The sequence below is a fragment of the Paraburkholderia sp. BR10872 genome, from assembly GCF_040965835.1.
GTDB classification, from domain to species: Bacteria; Pseudomonadota; Gammaproteobacteria; order Burkholderiales; family Burkholderiaceae; genus Paraburkholderia; species Paraburkholderia nodosa_A.
Genome location: NZ_JBFRCN010000017.1, coordinates 49851 through 67885 on the forward strand (window position 1 = coordinate 49851; position 18035 = coordinate 67885).

Consider the following 18035-nt stretch of genomic DNA (forward strand, 5'->3'; position numbering starts at 1 on the left):
CTTAACGAATAACTTGCCACGCTGTGAGGCGCCGTTCGACGAACACCACGGCGTGATTGAACGCGAGGCCGAGTACGGCGAGCGTGACGATGCCCGCGTACATCTTCGGAATCTCGAACGTGTATTGGGAGTAGTTCACGAGATAGCCCAATCCCGCCTTCGCGCCCACCATCTCGGCTGCAATCAGCACGAGTATCGAGTACGCGCCCGCCACGCGAATGCCCGTGAATACGGCAGGCACCGATGCGGGCAGCACGACCTTCACGAACAGACGAAGCGGGCCGAGCCCCATCGATCGCGCCGAGCGGATCAGCAATGCGTCGACGTTGCGCACGCCGCTCACCGTATTGAGCACGACGGGCCAGATGCAGGAATAGACCACCATCGAAATCTTCGACGTCTCGCCCATGCCGAGCACGAGCACGAACACCGGCAGCAGCGCGAGCGGCGCCGTGTTGCGAAAAATCTCCAGCAACGGGTTGAGCAGGTCCCCGAGCGTGCGATACCAGCCGATCAGGAGGCCCAACGGCACGCCGAGCGCCACGGCGATCGCGAAACCGCTTGCTGCACGCACGGCGCTCGCCAGCAGGTTCGCGCCCAGTTCGCCCGATACGGCCATTTCGAACAACGCATGCAGCACTGTCGAGAATGGCGGCAGGAAAACGGGGTCTACCCATCCCGCCCGCGGCAGCACTTCCCAGAGCGCGAGAAACGCGACCACGGCGACGCTGCCGCGCGCGGCCCGCCAGGCTGCCAGCCAAACGGTCGACGCTGACATGCCCCGCTTCGATTCAACGGACAACGTACTCATGGTGATTCTCCTCACGCCGCCTGTGCGACCTGCCATTGCGCGTTGCCGCGACGTTGCCGGATTAGTTGCCAGATTTCATGGCGCAGGCGCACGAATTCCGGCGTCGAACGGATGTCCTCCGAAAGATCGCCGCGAGGCACATGCACGGGCAGCGTGTGGGTGACGCGCCCGGGTCCAGCTGTCATCACGAGCACGCGCTGGCCCAGATAGATCGCTTCGTCGATCGAATGCGTGATAAAGACGACGGTTGTGCCCGTGCGCTGCCAGATGCGCAACAGTTCGTCCTGCAGGCTTTCGCGCGTTTGCGCATCGAGCGCCGCGAACGGCTCGTCCATTAGCAGCACGTCGGGTTCGTAGGACAGCGCACGTGCAATCGCCACGCGCTGCTTCATGCCGCCGGAGAGTTCATGGGGATAGCGGTCGGCGAACGCGCCGAGCCCGACGAGATCGAGAAAGCGCCTCGCGCGCTCGGTGCGCTCACGCCTCGCGATCCCTTTCGCTTCCAGGCCGAATTCGATATTGCCGAGCGCAGTTTTCCAGGGAAAGAGCGCGTACTGCTGAAAGACTATGCCGCGATCGAGTCCCGGCCCGTCGATCTCGCGTCCGCCTATCAGTATCTTGCCGCGATCGGCCTGAGTGAGTCCGCCGATCAGGTCGAGCAGCGTAGTCTTGCCACAGCCGCTCGGCCCCACCAGTGCGACGAACTCGCCAGCCGCTACCTCGAACGAAACATCGTCGAGCACGACGAAATGCCCGCGCCTGTTCAGATGAAACGCTTTAACCACGTTGCGCACGCTGATCGATGCACTCATTGCGCTTTCCTCGCGTGATGACGCCGCCTCACTGGCTCGCGACTCGCTGGTTGAACGGATTGAACTGATTCGAATAGATGTCGCCCGGCTTCACCTGCCCGGCCTTCAGCACGCCGTTGTTCACGTACCAGTCGATGTAGGTCGTGAAGTCGTCGGAGACAATCAGGCCGCCCTTGCCGCCCACGCCCGGCGACTTCCAGTAATTGACGATGGTGGCGTCTTCATTGCGATGGCGCGCCTCGATGATCTTGTGCAACCGCGCGACGACTTCCGCGCGCGGCGTGTTCCGCGTCCATTCGATGGCGCGCGCCGTGCCTTCGACGAATTTGCGCACTGTATTCGGGTTCTGCGCGATGAATCGATCCGTGAAGAGATAACTCGCATACCCGAACGAACCGAAGAGCTGGTAGTCAGTCGTGAGCAGGCGTGCCCCGCCCTGGGCGAGTTCCTTGTCCTTCAGGATATCTTCCAGAAACACGGCATCGAGCTGCTTCTGCTTGAGCAGTTGCGCGAGATTCACGGGCGGCGCCGCGACGAACACCACCTTGTCGATGTCGGCCTGCGAAACGCCGGCCTTCTGCAGATACGCGGTCACCGCATACTGCTCGTAAGCGCCGGGCGTGTTCACGCCAATGCGGCGCCCGATCAGGTCACGTGGCCCCTTGATCGGACTGTCGTCGAGCACGAACAGCCCGCCATTGGTTTCCTTGTCGGTGCCGACATACGAAATCACAGCTTTCACGGGCGCGTGCGCCGCAACCAGCTTGACGATCGAACCGTTAAACGCACCGCCGAAATCGACGTCGCCCGTCACAGCCGCCTGAATGTCCTGAGGTCCGCTCGTCGTGTTACCTACCCATTTGAGCTTGATGGGCGCGAGATAGCCGAGGTCCTCGGCCAGTTCGGGATACAGCACTTTGCTCGCCCAGCCCTGATAACGCAGCTCCTGCTTCTCCGGCGTCTGCGCGAACGATGGCGCCGACGCCGCAGCCGCCAGCATCGCTGCAATATGAAGGATGGCGAAACGTTTCATATAAGGGGAGAAACTGCGTTTCATGCGGGGGTTCCTTGTAGGCGCGGACCATGCTTCCTAGAAGACGCCGTCGTGCTTGAGCGTGACGCGATGAATGCGCCGCCGTGCCGATCCGTAGTCGCGCGCCGCGTAATGCTGCACCTGGCGGTTGTCCCAGATCGCGACATCGCCCTGCCGCCATTCGAAGCGCGCCTGGACTTCGGGCGTCTTGATGAGGTCGTACAGGTAATTCAGCAGACTCTGACTGGCCGTTTTTGAAACACCGAGCAAGTGACTCGTGTGGCCTTCGTTGACGAACACGAGCTTGCGGCCGTTCTCAGGGTGGGTCTTGATGACCGGCACTTCGATTGGCGGATACTTCTGCGCCGCGTCGCGCACGCGCGCAAGCCCCGCTTCCACGCTGTTTTCCTCGCTGCCTTCCGGAATGTCGTAGCCGCTCAGCAGTTCGGAGAGGGCGCCCTTCTTCGGCGAGGCGATAAAGGTATTCACCGCGGTCAGCTTCTCGAAGTAGCGGGCCAGATCGGCATCCAGCAAGTCGTAGACCGCCGCCGACGAGGACCAGATCGTGTCGCCGCCACCCCCTTCGGGAATTTCCTGGGCGTGGAGAACCGTGGCCTTGGGTGGCTGATGCTGCCAGGAAACATCGACGTGCCAGTTGTCCGTGCCGCCCGAACGCGTCTTTTCGCTGTGGGCGATGACCTCGATCTCGGGAAAGCCCGCCACAGCAGGCAAATAGATGTTCTTGCGGATGGGATTGCCAAAAATGCGCGCGAGCGCCACATGCTGTTCGGGCGACAGCGTCTGCTCACGAAAAAAAATCACGCCGTGTTCGACGAGTGCCTGACGCAGCGTTTGCCGATTCGCTTCGCTCAACGGCCCGGAGAGATCGACATTCTCGATCACCGCGCCGATCAACGGCTTGTAGCGACGCACGCGCAGGTCCTGATGATCTCCGGCTTGCGATTGGGGCTGCTCCAGTACCGTGCTCATTGCGTCCTCCGTGGTCAAGGGTGGAGAACATCAAACCATCGGCACCACAACGCGTGCAACGAAGGAATTGACGGACGCTCTTCAGCACGCACGTGGGTTGCATTGGCGAATCGATCATTTGGCGTGCTCGCAATCGGTTTCTATAGTCTAAAGTTCCGTTTCCGATGGGCGCGGCGTTCCATGCGACGGTGCTAAAGAATTTTGTTCCACTTGTCGACAGGAGTTCCGCCACGTACGCTATTAAACGTCAGCCGGGGGAAACTGCAGCGACGGGACTGGCAGGAAGCATCGGTGTATGGGGTATGACAAATGAAACTCTCACATAAACTACATTCGCGTACGGCGGCTCCGTTATGGGCCCTCGCCTTCGGCCTCCTGCTTTCGGTAACTGGCGTGGGCCTGTGGTGTCATGCGACGGCCGCGACGTCGGCAGGGCAGACGCGTCAATCGCTTGCCGTCACCGCCATACTTCTGGGCGTGATTGCAGCGGTCTATGGGGTACACGAGCTTTCCCAGAGACGTCGCTAGGCAACGCCTTCGCGCGTAGAACGCCCGGTCGCTCGTCGGAAGGCGTGCCTTAGCACGCAATCGGCGAAGCAATGCGTGATCCGCCTTTGGACGAGGCGTCCAGCGTCCCTCATAATTGGAGATTTAGTCGCCACAGGGACCCTTATGGAGCCGCTATCGTCAGCGCCATTTCACGAGTTTTCCGGTGTCCAGTTTGTCTTCACCGACATGGACGAAACGCTGACATATCGTGGACGGCTGGCCGCACAAACCTATAACGCGCTCGAGCGATTGCAGTCGGCAGGCATCCGTGTGATTCCGGTCACCGCGGCGCCCGCCGGATGGTGCGATCAGATGGCCCGCATGTGGCCCGTGGATGGCGTCATTGCGGAGAACGGCGGCATCTTCATGAGGCGCGAGGCAAACGGCCATGGCGTCGAGCGCTCCTGGTGGGTTCACGCGGAGAGCGTGACGGCAATGCAATCGCAGCTCAGTTCCATCGCAAGAGGTATTGAAGCGGCCATCCCCGAGGCCCGCATCGCGGACGACCAGGCGTTCCGCCTTGCCAGCCTGGCCTGGCAACGCACGGGAACTTCGCTGGACGACCGGATCGTGGCGGCGCTGAAAGCCGCCGGCGCGGACGCAACAGTCAACAATCTATGGGTGCTGGGCTGGCTTGGCGGCTACGACAAGCTGTCGATGTCGCTGCGCGTTCTCGCCGGATCGTTCGGCACCACGCCGGAAGCCGCCACGAGGGTTGTTGCCTATTCCGGTGATTCGACAAACGACGCGCCGATGTTCGGTTTTTTCAGGCATACGGTGGGTGTCAGCACGGTGGTCGACTATCTGCCCGGGCTTCCGGTCGCGCCGCGATGGATAACACGTGGTCCCGGTGGTGCCGGGTTCGTCGAGTTCGCGGAGGCTATCCTGCGCGTGCGGTTGTGAGCTGCACAGCAGCCCGGCAGCACAAACGTCGTGCCTCGACTCCGCTACGCGCCACCGGCATATCACCGACGAGGCGGTAAATCACGGCCTTGCGGCGCGAAAATCCCCGCGACGTATCATCTAAATGTGTTGTATCGCCGCATCCACGCCATCGAGCAGTCTCTTGCGCGGCAACGCAGAATGTGCAGCACTGAATGCGGCCCCAGTTCAACAAGGTACATGGACGCATGCGGAACGCGGCCCGGACGAGCAGCAGACGTGTCCGAGCCGCGCATTCACTGATTCAGCAGACGCGACCACCCTCGCTCAAGTCATACACAAAATCCGCATTCGCATTGCTGCACGGATAAATAACAGTATAAGAAATCGTTCGATAACGACGCTGTATTAGCCTTGACCACGGCTTCGACTACTCCGGAAAATGGTCCCCGTTGCGCGAATTACCTGCAACAAATATCTATTAAATCGTTTCAATTTATTAGTTCGTAGTGCATAGCGAACTAATGAATTTTGCACCATTTTGAAACAGCCCTTCAGCAGCTGTCGTGTATTGAAAAACCATTTACGATGAAAAAAATACTTCTCGCCCTGACTTCAATCGCACTGTCACCCCTTGCTGCCTATGCCCAGAGCAGCGTGACCCTCTACGGTATCGTCACCGGCAACGTGACTTACGTAAACAACGTTCAGACGGCCGCCACGCCGGCCGGTGGCAAACCAACCGGCGGCAGCCAGGTCGCCTTGCTTGATAGCGGCAGCTCGGGCCCGAGTTCGAGCCGCTGGGGCCTGAAAGGCACCGAGGACCTGGGCGGCGGCCTGAAGACGCTGTTCGTGATCGAAAGCGGCTTCAGCGTCGCCAACGGCACGCTCGGCCAGGGGGGCACGCTGTTCGGCCGTCAGGCCTGGATCGGGCTCAGCGCACCGAATTACGGCACCGCATCGCTCGGTCGCCAGTCCGACGCCGCGGTGGACTATGTGTCGCCGCTGCTCTACGCCTGGTACTTCGGCAATCTCGCGATCCACCCGGCCGACTACGACAACCTGAACTTCACGCACCGTATCAACAACACGGTCAAATACAGTTCGGACGCTTTCGGCGGCTTCCGGTTCGGCGCGCAGTACAGCTTCGGCGGCATCGCCGGCAACTTCACGCAGAACCAGTACTGGTCCGCCGGCTTCAGCTATACCGGGCCGAGCCTTGCGATTGCGGCGTCGATCATCAATTCGCGTAATCCGAACAATTCGCTCTACGGAACGAATGCGAATGCGAGCGCCACCGGCAACAATCTCGGCTCCGCCGGTTCCGCCACCACACCGGAATCGAACCCGGCTATTTCGGGCTTCGCCTCTGCCCGCACACAGCAGACGATCGCCGTGGCCTCCACCTGGACGATCGGCTCGGCCATCCTGGGCGTCGCCTGGTCCAACACGCAATACCGCGATCTTGGGGCAACCGCTTCGCTCAACACCCAAAACTACCGCGGCACGGCGTCGTTCAATACGGTCGGCGCGAGCGTTCGCTATCAGGTCACGCCGTTCCTGCGCGTCGGCACGTCATTCGATTACACGAACGGCGGCAACCTGAACGGTCTGGGCGGCGCGCGCTACGAGCAGTGGAACGTGGGCGCTGGCTACTCGCTGTCGAAGGCCACCGAACTGTATGCGACGGCGGCGTACCAGCACGCCAGCGGCGTCGACTCGTGGGGCCGCCACGCCGTCGCGGACATCGGCTATCTGTCACCCTCGACGACGTCGAATCAGGTCGCGGTCTCGGCCGGTATCAAGCACCTGTTCTAAGCAGCGACACGGGCCGCTGCCCTGTCAGTTCGAAGGCGGCGGCACGATTATTTCGATGAATATGTAGCGTTGTGAATCATTCCAGTGATGGCCCATTGGTTTAACGCTGCCTGCTGCGCGTTGAGCCCCGCGCGACGGAGCGGCCTTTCATCCGGTGTCCGGGCAAGGAGAAGCGCTATCGGATCCACCGAAGCGGGTGCGGTCCGTCTGCCTGACTGAGGCCCGTACGTGTTAAGCATTCATAGAAACCGCTCATATTGATCGCACGACACATGGGTTGTGTAGTGCCTTCAGCAAATCTAGCCTCTTTGTTTTCGGACCGTCCGCCGCGCATTCCGCCAGCGCCGCACGTGCCTTCGACAACCGAGGTCGTTGACGGGCAATTGCGCACCCGTACGCAGCGACGTCTCGGCACTGCCGCCGTAGACGTCGAGCAGACGCAGGGCATACGCGATGAACAATGTGTCTAAGCCGCCTTCGTCGAGCAACTTTGCGAGGTCGGTCCAGTGGTCGACGTGCGTGTAGCGCCCGGTCTCGTCGTCGTCGGGATGTCGCCACAGACCGTAATTCAGATGCGACGCCGTGTTCATCGTGAACGCGTTCAGGATGATCGGCTCTGCCGTGGTGCTTTCCAGTGCTGATGAATCGCGTTGGCAGGCGCCGCGGTCGGCGGCAAGCGTCCGGGCGCGCGGGGATGCGGACTATGCCTGCGCGACGCTCTGCGCCGCTTCGTCCGGGACGGCTTGCCGCGCGTGCGGAAGGCTGAAACGTTCCTCGGGCGGCGCCGCGTTCAGATGGAAGTTGCCGATTGCGGCTTCGCGCTGCCCCGCCGGATTGTGCGAGGCGATCGTGCGTGCATTGCGCCAATGGCGATCGAAGCGCCGGGCTTCGCTGGTCGCCGACGCACCGCCGACTTCGAACATCAGCGTGGTCGCCTCGAGCGTCTGCTCGATGACGATCTGCTGCGCCTCATACGCTTCGATGTCGAGCGCGATGTACTCGTCAGTGGTCGCCTCACCTTCTGCGCGACGTTCGTGCAGGCGTTCGAGCCCGTGCGCCACCGCATCGACGATGGCTCGCGTCGAGTAGCCGAGGCTGGCGAGCCTGCCGACCACACGATGCACCAGCGGGTTGTCGCGCGGGCTCGATTGTCCGGCCACGCCGAAGGTCCGCGTGCGTCCCTGCACGAACTCGACGCTGTCGCGCAAGACCGCCTGCACGATACCTGCCAGCGTGGCTAGATGAACGGTTTGATAGAACGCGGTGAGCGACGAGTTGCGGCGAGGCTCCGAAGCGCGATAGCGCGAAATGATCGCGTCCGGTGTAACCGGCACGCTCTCGAAACGCGTGGTGCCGCTCGCGGTGAGGCGCTGGCCGAAGCCATCCCAGTCGTCCAGCCGGCTCACGCCCGGGCTGTTCGCCGCAATGACGAGCGTGAGATCCGACTCGTCGTCGTGTGCCGCGACGCTCAGCCAGTCGGCATAAAGCGCCCCCGTGCTGTAATACTTCTCGCCATCGAGAAGCAACGCACCGGTCGAAGCGTCGCGCCGCAGCACCGCCGAGTTATGCGTCTTGTCCGTGCGCTCGGAAGTCGCCGCGCCCAGCGTCTCGCCGGCGGCGATGCGTTCGAACCAGCGCGCGCGCTGGGCTTCATCGCGATCTTCCAGGCGGTATTCGATGAAACCGAAATGCGCGCGCAGGATTTGCGGCAGATTCGAATCGGCCGCGCCCAGCTTGCTCAACTGGCGAAAGAATTGCGGCAGCGTGACACCGCCTCCGCCATAGCGGCGCGGCACGCGTAGCGCCGTGAAGCCCGCGTCCTTCAACCATCGCACGGGTTCATGGGCGAGCGCGCGTTGCTGTTCGCGTTCGATCGCGCCCTGCGCAATGCGGTCATAGATCGGCTCGAAGCGTTCGTCGAGTTGCTCGTCGGTCAGGAGTGGAGGCGTCATTGCATATTCGGTGATGAACAATCCTGACGAGGATACGGTCCCTGTCGTTGAGCTAGCAACGAATGAAAGGTGCTTTCTTTATCGCAGCTTACGCAATCGTGATGCATCGGAATATGCTCGCGTGTTACAGCGTCACTTCATGCGCCATAACAATTCACAGCGTGTAAGTCGCTCGCTCTCGTCGACGGCCGCGCCGTGAAGCGATCAGCGAGCCGGATCGTCACGGGTATCCGTACAGAATTGCTGATAAAGCACGGCCATGACAGCAAGCGCCTGCGCACTCGCTACCGTGTAAAAGATGTTCTTGCCATCGCGTCGTGCGCTCACGAGACCGTTCTCACGAAGCATCGCCAACTGCTGGGGCAGCGCCGGCTGACGGATGTTGAGTTGTGCCTCGAGTTCGCCAACGGCTAGCTCGCCTTGCGGGCGCGCGCTTTGATGGCGCAGCGCGTGGCGCGAGGCATCGAGTGCATGCCCGATGTACAAGTTCTCGGCTTCCTGGCGCAAATTGGGCGGCCCGAGGCACATCGGGAAGAGCACGCCCTTGAGCGTGCCGACGATATCGGCGAGCGCCTCGAGAACCTTCGAGAATTCTCAAGCGCTGTCAAAAACATTGCGTCGCGCGGAGCCGACGATGCAGGTTCGCATACGTTCTCGCGTCGTGAGTCACAGCGCCGTAATACCGCCTGCCCGTGGCGCCGAAGCGTACCTATTTGGGCTGCGCGACCGTCCGCAGCCAGGGCTTCAGCGTCTTGAAGCCCTCTGGATATTTTTTCTTTGCATCCTCATCCGAGACGGAGGTGGGAATGATCACATCATCGCCCGGCTTCCAGTTCACCGGGGTGGCGACCGTATGCTTCGCGTTGAGCTGGAGGGCGTCGAGCAGCCGCAAAACCTCGTCGAAGTTGCGCCCGGCGCTCATCGGGTAGGTGAACGTCGCCTTGATCTTCTTGTCTGGTCCAACGATAAACACGGCGCGGATGGTCGCATTGTCGACCGCGGTGCGCGGGCCGCCGCTCGCGTTGGGATGGATCATGTCGTAGAGCTTTGCAACTGCGAGGTCCGCGTCGCCAATCATCGGATAGTTGACCGCGGTGCCCTGCGTCTCTTCGATATCCTTCGCCCATTTGTGGTGGTCGTCGACCGGATCGATACTGAGCCCGATCACCTTGGTCCCGCGCTTGTCGAACTCGGGCTTGAGCTTGGCCATATAGCCCAGCTCGGTTGTGCATACCGGCGTGAAATCTTTCGGGTGCGAAAACAGGATCGCCCACTGGCCTCCGATCCACTCGTGGAAGCGGATCGGTCCTTCAGTCGTTTGTGCAGTGAAATCGGGGGCTTCGTCGCCTATGCGGATGGACATGGCCTGGCTCCTTTGGGTGGGAGAATGCAAACGGCATCTTTCACTGTAGTAGTGTTTCCCCCGCCGAATTACAAAGAAGGGACAGGCCAGGCTATAGAAGAAATTCTGGGATGCTTAGCACAACGAGGAATGACGAAGCGCTGGTTAGCCTTCGTTCGCCGCCCGCAGGCCGTTTCCGCCGGACCATGCCTGCAGCGGCGGCAATTCCAGATTCGAGCGGAAGTCTTCGCCCACATAGTCGGCATCGATCAGTTCGCGCCGGCGCAACTCCGGCAGCAGCCCGTTGAGCAACAGGTCCTCCTGATCCGGCTGGCCAAGACCATGCAACGAGAGCACATCGACGAAGCCGGCACGATAGCGCTCTTCGATCGCGTCGGCGAGCTGTTCGGGCGTCCCGGCAACGAACCAGTGGCCGGTTTCCTGCGCGCGGATGATCAGCTCGCGCAAGCTGAGCCGCTGCCGCGCGTAAGCCAGGAAGATCGCAACCCGCCCTCGCCGCCGATGCACGCTGTCGATCGTCGGCAGCAAGGACTCCGGCAGCGGCTCGTCGAGCGGCAGATCGCGGAGATCGATGCCGCCGCCCAGCATGTCGGCGAGCTTGAGCCGTCCCTGCTCGTAGTCGATGCGCTCGTGCTTGTCGCGCAGCCGTCGCGCGACGTCCGCATCCGATTCGCCGATCACCGAATGAAATGAGTTCATCACGAACGGCAGCCGGTTCGCACGCCCAAAACCAATCGCCTGACGGCGCAGTTCGGTGACGAAAGCACGCGCATCGTCGAGCGTCGGTTGCGACGTGTAGACCACCTCGGCATAGCGCGCGCCGAGCGTGACGCCGCTCGCCGACTGACCCGCCTGAAACTGGACCGGAATGCGCTGGGGCGGAGGCGGAACGTTGAGCGGCCCCTCCACCTGGAAGTATTCTCCGCGATAGTGGATCGGACCCAGCCTGGCAGGATCGACAGCCACGCCGCCACTTGCCGAACGCCGCGTCGCCCCAGGATGGTTCGCATCGAACAGAGCCTGAACCACTTCGACGAATTCGGTGGCGCGCGCATAGCGGCGCTCGGGGTCGGGCAGCGCGCCATCGCCGAAATTTTCTTCGCCCACCGACGACGTCACGGCATTCCACGCCGCGCGGCCGCCGCTCACGTGATCGAGTGTGCCGATCAGCCGCGCGAGGTTGTAGGGATGATGGTAGGTCGTCGAGACCGTTGCGACGAGGCCGATCCGCGAGGTGGCCTGGCTCAATGCCGCGAGCGCGACGATCGGTTCCTGGCTGCCGGTGATGCCGGCAAGACCGGCCGCATCCGCCTGCAAGAGATCAGCCGTAAAGAGGCCTGTGACCTTGTGCGCTTCCGCCTTGCGTGCAAGCGCCGCCGCACGGCGTATGCCCTGTGCCGCGTCGGTATCGCCGCTCGCATACAGCACGCTCGCCGCGCCCACCAATGTCTTCAGCCGTCTACGCGCGCCGCTCATGATGCCGTCCTGTCTATCCGTTCAATTGATGTTTTGCGCCGGCGTGACGACACCGATGTCCGTCACGCGGCAATCGGACATAGTGTGCAATCACCCCCCTCCAATCGAACAAATATTTTCGGCTTTCCATATTCCTCTTCATTGTTTGACCGTTCGGTTTGCGAAGAAAAATAATTTTGTGCACCGAAATTGACTGGGCGGCTGCGATCGATGCCCGCTCTCCCTCAGCATGACACTACCCACGAGCCACTCCGATCCTGCACAGCGCGAACCCGCTTTCCGCCTGAGCGTTCTCGACAAGAGCCCGATTGCGGCCGGCGAAACCGCCGCCGACGCGCTCGCGCGCAGCGTCTTTCTGGCACAAGCCGCCGAGGCGTGGGGCTATCACCGTTACTGGCTCGCCGAGCATCACAACTCCGCGGGACTTGCGTGCCCGTCGCCCGAAATCCTCGTGGCTTATGTGCTTGCGCAGACGCGCCGCATCCGCGTTGGATCGGGCGGCGTGATGCTGCAGCATTACAGCCCGTACAAGATCGCGGAAAATTTCAACCTGCTGGCTTCGCTTGCACCAGGCCGTGTCGACCTCGGCGTTGGCAAGGCGCCCGGTGGACTGCCCTTGTCGACGCGCGCACTGCAACACGCCTTCGATGCAGGCCGCCGCCCGGATTTCGCCGAACTTGCTTTCGAACTCAAGCGGTATCTGTTCGATGCCAAGGCACCGGCTTCGGGCGAAGCCGATGAGGCGAATGGCGAGAGCGACGAGAAAGCGCTGCGCGCGACGCCATTGCCGCCCGCTCCCGTGCAACCCTTCTTGCTCGGCGCGAGCGCCGAAAGCGCGACGCTCGCGGCTCGCCTTGGCTGGGACTTTGTCTACGCTGCGCATATCAACGCGGCGACCAGCGATCTCGAGCGCGCATTCGACGCTTACCGCTCGCTATCGGGCGGCCGTGCGCCGCTGCTCGCGATTTCGATCGTCGTGGCCGAAACGGCGGCCGACGCCGCGCAGCTCGCAAGCGGCTTCCAGCGCTTTCGTGTGCAGGTTGGCGAGGGTGCCGCGGTCAACGTCGCGAGCCTCGAGCAGGCGCACGCATTCGTGCGCCAATCGGGCGGCGGTGCGCACCGCATTGAACAACGCGAAACGCGCATCGTGCACGGCACGCGCGAGGACGTGCTGCGCGAACTCGACGCACTGCATCGCCGCCATGGCATTGACGAATTCGTCGTGGACACGCCGATCATCGACGCTACACGCCGCATAGCGTCGCTCGGACTGCTTGCAGACGGCAACATTCCTCTTCCACACGCGAGCCCATCCTCCGCCCCCGGCATTCACCCTTCGCTCGCCGTGACAGAACAATGACCGACAAGATCCGCATTGCGGGCCAGGACGATGTGCCGGCCCTCTACGACCTGCTACAGCAGGCCTACGCACCGCTTGCGCGCGAAGGCGTTCACTTCACGATCACGCGCTCACCGGTCGGGCGCGTGGCGCAGGCGGTCGCAAGCCAGACGACGTTCGTGCTCGAGCGCGAAGTGGTCGGCGGCGGCACAGCGCTTGCCGCGACGCTGACCGTGCGCTTTCCCTGGTCGCCCGAAGGCAACCGGCTCGCACCCTGGCCGTTCCTGCACTGGTTTGCCGTCGCGCCCGCGTTCAAGCGCCAGGGCCTTGGCAACGTGCTGCTCGATCATGTCGAAAAGCAGTTTCTGCGCGCGCAGGTCAAGGCGCCCGCAACGTGGCTCGCGACCGCCGTCAATCACCCCTGGCTCGCCCCGTTTTACGAGCGTCACGGCTATGAGCCTTTTCATCGCTCGACCAACGCGCTCGGCACGCCGCTGGTCTGGCTGCGCAAGATCCTTATTCCCGAGCTTTACAGCGAGCCGGTTGCAGCCGGCGCACGCGATCCCCAAGCCGCATGATAGCCCGCGCGCAACCGCCTTCCCCTGATCGACCGACCCACTGCTCAAGGTACTCACCGATGACGTTTTCATTCCCGGCGCAAGCCTCTTGCACCTCGCGCCGAACCGCGGCGGCGGCGGTCCTGCTCGCCCTCGCGCTGCCGCATCCGACGCTCGCGGCAGGCCAACCGGTCACCGGCGGCACGCTGACGTGGGGCGTGGAAACCGAGCCGCGCACGCTCAATCCGCAACTGAACGGCCAGGACAAGGTCGTGCTGCTGCTGCGCAACGCTTACGAAAGCCTGCTGGCGCAAAAGCCCGACGGCAGCTTCGTGCCGTGGCTCGCCGCCGGCTACAAGGTCTCGCCCGACGGCAAGACTTATACCTTCACGCTGCGCGACGGTGTCAAGTTCACGGACGGCGCACCGTTCGACTCGAAGGCCGTGGCCCGCAACTTCCTCTATGCGCGCGACCTCTCCTACTCCGGCGGCAGCAACCTCGCGCGCCTGATTTCGCACGTTGCCGACGTCAAGACACCCGACGCGCACACGGTCGAGATCACGCTCGACGCGCCGTACGCGCCGTTCCTGACCTTTGCCGGCTCCCTCCCGCTCCTCTCGCCGAACGCGTTCGACAAGTCGAGCCTCAAGTCGGGCGGCACCGACATCGCAGGAACGGGCCCATTCATCCTGCGCCGCTACGTGAAGGGGCAGGAGATCGAGTTCGACAGGAATCCCGATTATCGCTGGGCGCCGACAACCAGCGGCCATCAGGGGCCGGCGTATCTTGACCGCGTGGTTTATCGCTTCCTGCCTGAATCGTCGGTTCGAACGGGCGCGCTGCTGTCCGGGCAGGTCGACGTGATCGAAGGCGTGTCGGGCAACGACGCGGGGCTGATCCGCAGCAATCCCGACCTCACGTATCAGCATGCGCTGAACACCGGGACGCCCTACTCGCTGTTCCTGAACGTCACCTACGGCGCGGCGCAGGACGCCAATGTGCGCCGCGCGTTGCTCGAAGGACTCGACGTAAGCGGCATCGTCCAGTCGGTCTACCGCGGCGAACGCACGCGCGCATGGGGCATCACCTCGCCGATCGATCCGCTCTACGACCACAGCATCGAAAAGAGCTACGGCAACAATCCGAAGCTCGCCAATGCGCTGCTGGACGCAGCGGGCTGGACCGCGCGCGACAGCGCCGGCTACCGCGCGAAAAACGGCGAGCGTCTCACCATCGCGGTAATCCAGGCACAGGCGACCGTGCGCGACCAGCGCGACGTGCTGCTGCAGGCGTTGCAGGCGCAGGCGCGTCAGCGGCTCGGCGTCGATCTGAAGGTGCAGTACGTCGACGACGGCACCTATGCGGATGCGCGCAAGAGCGGCAAGTTCGGGTCGATCGCGAACTCGAACACACCGCCGGACGGGATCGATATCGAAGGCCACTACCTGCCCGTCGATCACGGCGGCGCGCTCAATTACAGCCGCGCGTCGGCACCGGAACTGAGTCGCTGGCTGCAGGCCGCTGCGCAGACGCAGAACGCCACCGAGCGCAAGGCGCTGTACGGCCAGTTGCAGCACTTCGCGATCGACCAGCAGGCGTTCGCCGTGCTGCTCTACGAGCCGGAAGACCAGATCGCCGCCACGAAGACGGTCCAGGGCCTCGGCTTCCGCTCGTATGCGCAGATGCCCGAAAACCCCTATGACGTGTGGATCAAACGCTAACCATGACGATGTCGATGTCAACGCCTCTCGCCATGGCCAGGTCCGCGCGCTGGCGGCGCAGGGTCGCCGCCGGGGGAATCGCGCTTGCGGCAACGGCCACTGGCGGCGTCAGCGCCGCGCCCGCTTCCTGCGGCACGCTGACGTGGGGCATCGAGACCGAGCCGACGACCTTCAATCCGCAACTGAACGGACAGGCGAAAGCGGAACTGATCCTGCGCGCGAGCTTCGAGTCGCTGCTCGCGCGCAAGCCCGATGGCACCTATGTCCCATGGCTCGCGACTGGCTACACGGTCTCGCCGGACGGCAAGACGCTGACGTTTACACTGCGCGACGGCGTGAAGTTCACCGACGGCCAGCCGCTCGATGCCGCAGCGGTCGCGAAGAACTTTCTCGAGGTGCGCGACCCGTCTTACTGCGCCGGTTCGAGCTATTGCGGAATCGCGTCGCGCCTCGCCGGCGCGCGTGCCGTCGATGCGCGCACCGTCCAGCTCACGTTGAACGAACCCTACGTGCCGTTCCTCTCATTCGCCGCTGGGCTCAAGCTCATCTCGCCCGCCGCCTACGCCTCGCCGCAACTGAAATCGGGCGGACGCGAAGTCGCGGGCACCGGACCGTTTATTCTCACGGCCTGGCGCAAGGGACAGGAAGCCAATTTCGTTCGGAATCCCGATTATAAATGGCCGCCAGCTACGACGACCCATCAGGGCACGGCATACCTCGACCGAGTGGTCTACCGCTTCCTGCCCGAGTCGTCGGTGCGCACCGGCGCGCTGCTGTCCGGCCAGGCCGACGTGATCGAGGGCATTTCGGGCAACGACGCCACATTGCTCGAAAAGCAGCCGGACCTGCGCTACCTCCATGCGCTGAACACGGGCTCGCCGTACTCGCTCTATCTGAACGTGGCCTACGGTCCCACCCAGGACGTGCGGGTGCGCCGTGCGCTGTTGCAAGCGTTCGATCTCGACACTCTCGTCGCCGCGATCTATCGCGGCAAGCGCACACGCGCCTGGGGCATCACCTCACCGGTCGATCCGCTGTATGACCGCAGCATCGAGCACAGCTACGGCAACAATCCGAAGCTTGCCAACGCGCTGCTCGACGAAGCGGGCTGGACCGGGCGCGACACCGGCGGCTACCGCACGAAGGACGGGCGGCGGCTGTCGATCAACGTCGTGCAGGCGATCGCCACCGTGCGCGACCAGCGCGATGTGCTGTTGCAGGGACTCCAGGCGCAGGCGCGCCAGCGGCTCGGCGTCGAGCTGAAAATCCGCTATGTCGACGCGGGCACCTATGCCGACGTGCGCAAGACCGGCAAGTTCGGCGCCATACCCAACTCGAACACCGATACCGACGGAATCGATACAGAAAACCACTACCTGCCCATCGACCGCGGCGGCGTGATCAATTACAGCCGCACGGCGGACCCGCGCCTGCTCGCGTGGCTGAACGAAGCCGCGCAGACGCGCGACGACGCGGCGCGCGAGCGCATCTACGCGCGACTGCAACACACGGTGATCGTCGACGAGGCCTACGCAATTCCGCTCTATCAACCCGAGGACGAGATCGCCGCCAGCACGCGCGTGCGCGGCCTGGCGTTCCGCAGCTTCAAGCAGATGCCGGAAGCGCCTTACGACGTCTGCCTCGATTCGCGCTGACGCGAGACGTGCGGCGCGCACCGGCTTCGCCAGCAGGAGAACTTTCGACCATGACCCACCCGACTCCCTTACCGCTGCCCGACGAGAGCGTACCCCGCCCGACGGCGCCGCTCACGCGCGTGCGCCGCACGTGGTTGCGCTCGCCGGTCGCGACGCGGCTCGTGACCGGCGTGCTGGTGTTGTGGGCCGCGATCACGCTGTCGTTCGTCGCCGTGCATCTCGCGCCCGGCGATATCGTCAGCATCCTGATCGGCGAGCAACTGAACACGCCCGAAATTGAAGCCGCGATCCGCAAGGAATGGGGCCTCGACGAGCCCGTATCCCTGCAATATCTGCACTACCTGTGGCGTGTACTGCACGGCGACTTCGGCCGTTCGTACGTCCTGAACACCGACGTCGCCCCGCTCGTGATCGGCCAGCTCTGGCCCACGCTCAAGCTTACCAGCGCCGCGCTGGTCGTCGCGGTCGTGTTCGCCGTGGGGCTCGCGGTGCTGACTGCGGGGCGCCGCTTCGGCGCCCGCGCCGCCTCGGGCGTGGAGCTGCTGCTCGCTTCGACGCCCTCATTCTGGCTCGGCATCATGCTGCTGTTCGTGTTCAGTTTCACGCTCAAGCTCTTCCCCGTGGCCGGCGACCGCGGCTTCTCCTCGCTCGTGCTGCCGGCGCTCTCGCTGGGGCTCGCGCAAGGCGCGGTGATTGGCCGCGTATTGCGCAAGGGCATCGAGCACGCGCTCGACGAGCCGTACGCGCTGACCGTGCGCGCGTGGGGCATTGGCGGCTTCGCGCTGCGCCTGCGCCATGCGCTGCGGCACGCCGCGTTGCCGGCAGTCACGCTCGCCGGCTGGCTCGTGGGCGGCTTGTTGAGCGGCGCGGTCATCACCGAGCAGGTGTTCGGGCGCCCGGGGCTCGGCAAGGTGACCGTCGATGCCGTGCTCGCGAAGGACATGCCCGTGATCCTCGCGATTGCGATCCTCTCCGCAGCGATCTACGTCGTCCTGAGCACCGCCGTCGACCTGCTCTATCTCTTGATCGATCCGCGCCTGCGCGACCCGCGCGCGCGGCGCTGAACCGGAGGCTTCA

At 63.5% G+C, this 18035-nt stretch carries 16 protein-coding genes; 7 read left to right on the forward strand and 9 right to left on the reverse strand.

The genetic code is table 11. The annotated features are described in order from the left end of the window. Position 1 precedes the first annotated feature (1 nt). From AB4Y43_RS15605 to AB4Y43_RS15620, 4 genes are read right to left on the reverse strand one after another with little or no spacing between them, the layout of a single operon-like run. Positions 2-811: an ABC transporter permease gene (locus AB4Y43_RS15605; RefSeq protein WP_368728171.1), complete on the reverse strand. Its 810-nt coding sequence runs from the start codon at positions 809-811 to the stop codon at positions 2-4. Between the two features lie 11 nt (positions 812-822). After that, positions 823-1623, reverse strand: coding sequence for an ABC transporter ATP-binding protein (locus tag AB4Y43_RS15610; RefSeq protein WP_069261290.1), 801 nt, complete (start codon positions 1621-1623; stop codon positions 823-825). A 28-nt stretch (positions 1624-1651) separates the two neighbouring features. Beyond that, positions 1652-2680 carry an ABC transporter substrate-binding protein gene (locus AB4Y43_RS15615; protein ID WP_069261291.1) on the reverse strand — a complete coding sequence of 343 codons (1029 nt, stop codon included), beginning with the start codon at positions 2678-2680 and terminating at the stop codon, positions 1652-1654. 33 nt (positions 2681-2713) lie between these two features. After that, entirely contained in the window at positions 2714-3646 is a 933-nt protein-coding gene (locus tag AB4Y43_RS15620) for a TauD/TfdA dioxygenase family protein (RefSeq protein WP_368728172.1), read from the reverse strand. A gap of 672 nt (positions 3647-4318) precedes the next feature. Between AB4Y43_RS15620 and AB4Y43_RS15625 the strand changes: the two genes are divergently transcribed. Both AB4Y43_RS15625 and AB4Y43_RS15630 read left to right on the forward strand, forming a co-directional pair. Further along, positions 4319-5098 carry an HAD-IIB family hydrolase gene (locus AB4Y43_RS15625; protein ID WP_069261293.1) on the forward strand — a complete coding sequence of 260 codons (780 nt, stop codon included), beginning with the start codon at positions 4319-4321 and terminating at the stop codon, positions 5096-5098. Positions 5099-5665: 567 nt separating this feature from the next. Next, positions 5666-6895 carry a porin gene (locus AB4Y43_RS15630; protein ID WP_368728173.1) on the forward strand — a complete coding sequence of 410 codons (1230 nt, stop codon included), beginning with the start codon at positions 5666-5668 and terminating at the stop codon, positions 6893-6895. A gap of 299 nt (positions 6896-7194) precedes the next feature. Here the strand turns inward: AB4Y43_RS15630 and AB4Y43_RS15635 are convergent, their stop codons facing one another. The 5 genes from AB4Y43_RS15635 to AB4Y43_RS15655 all read right to left on the reverse strand — a co-directional run bounded on the left by AB4Y43_RS15635 (position 7195) and on the right by AB4Y43_RS15655 (position 11686). Then, the gene (locus AB4Y43_RS15635) at positions 7195-7485 is read right to left on the reverse strand and encodes an LLM class flavin-dependent oxidoreductase (protein ID WP_069261295.1); all 291 of its coding nucleotides are present in this window, start codon (positions 7483-7485) and stop codon (positions 7195-7197) included. Between the two features lie 111 nt (positions 7486-7596). After that, entirely contained in the window at positions 7597-8847 is a 1251-nt protein-coding gene (locus AB4Y43_RS15640) for an acyl-CoA dehydrogenase family protein (protein WP_069261296.1), read from the reverse strand. A 204-nt stretch (positions 8848-9051) separates the two neighbouring features. Next, entirely contained in the window at positions 9052-9327 is a 276-nt protein-coding gene (locus tag AB4Y43_RS15645) for an ArsR/SmtB family transcription factor (RefSeq protein WP_368728204.1), read from the reverse strand. A gap of 229 nt (positions 9328-9556) precedes the next feature. After that, positions 9557-10210 carry a peroxiredoxin gene (locus AB4Y43_RS15650; protein WP_069261297.1) on the reverse strand — a complete coding sequence of 218 codons (654 nt, stop codon included), beginning with the start codon at positions 10208-10210 and terminating at the stop codon, positions 9557-9559. Between the two features lie 144 nt (positions 10211-10354). Continuing rightward, positions 10355-11686, reverse strand: coding sequence for an NtaA/DmoA family FMN-dependent monooxygenase (locus AB4Y43_RS15655; protein WP_368728174.1), 1332 nt, complete (start codon positions 11684-11686; stop codon positions 10355-10357). A 229-nt stretch (positions 11687-11915) separates the two neighbouring features. Between AB4Y43_RS15655 and AB4Y43_RS15660 the strand changes: the two genes are divergently transcribed. From AB4Y43_RS15660 to AB4Y43_RS15680, 5 genes are read left to right on the forward strand one after another with little or no spacing between them, the layout of a single operon-like run. Then, entirely contained in the window at positions 11916-13046 is a 1131-nt protein-coding gene (locus AB4Y43_RS15660; protein WP_342947031.1) for an LLM class flavin-dependent oxidoreductase, read from the forward strand. After that, complete coding sequence (locus tag AB4Y43_RS15665; protein WP_368728175.1) at positions 13043-13603, forward strand: GNAT family N-acetyltransferase; 561 nt, start codon at positions 13043-13045, stop codon at positions 13601-13603. Before AB4Y43_RS15660 ends, AB4Y43_RS15665 begins: the two co-directional genes overlap by 4 nt. 59 nt (positions 13604-13662) lie before the next feature. After that, on the forward strand, positions 13663-15303 hold the full coding sequence (locus tag AB4Y43_RS15670; protein ID WP_368728176.1) for an ABC transporter substrate-binding protein: 1641 nt from the start codon (positions 13663-13665) through the stop codon (positions 15301-15303). Positions 15304-15317: 14 nt separating this feature from the next. After that, positions 15318-16958: an ABC transporter substrate-binding protein gene (locus AB4Y43_RS15675; protein WP_368728177.1), complete on the forward strand. Its 1641-nt coding sequence runs from the start codon at positions 15318-15320 to the stop codon at positions 16956-16958. Between the two features lie 50 nt (positions 16959-17008). After that, the gene (locus AB4Y43_RS15680; RefSeq protein WP_368728178.1) at positions 17009-18022 is read left to right on the forward strand and encodes an ABC transporter permease; all 1014 of its coding nucleotides are present in this window, start codon (positions 17009-17011) and stop codon (positions 18020-18022) included. The last annotated feature ends 13 nt before the right edge of the window (positions 18023-18035 follow it).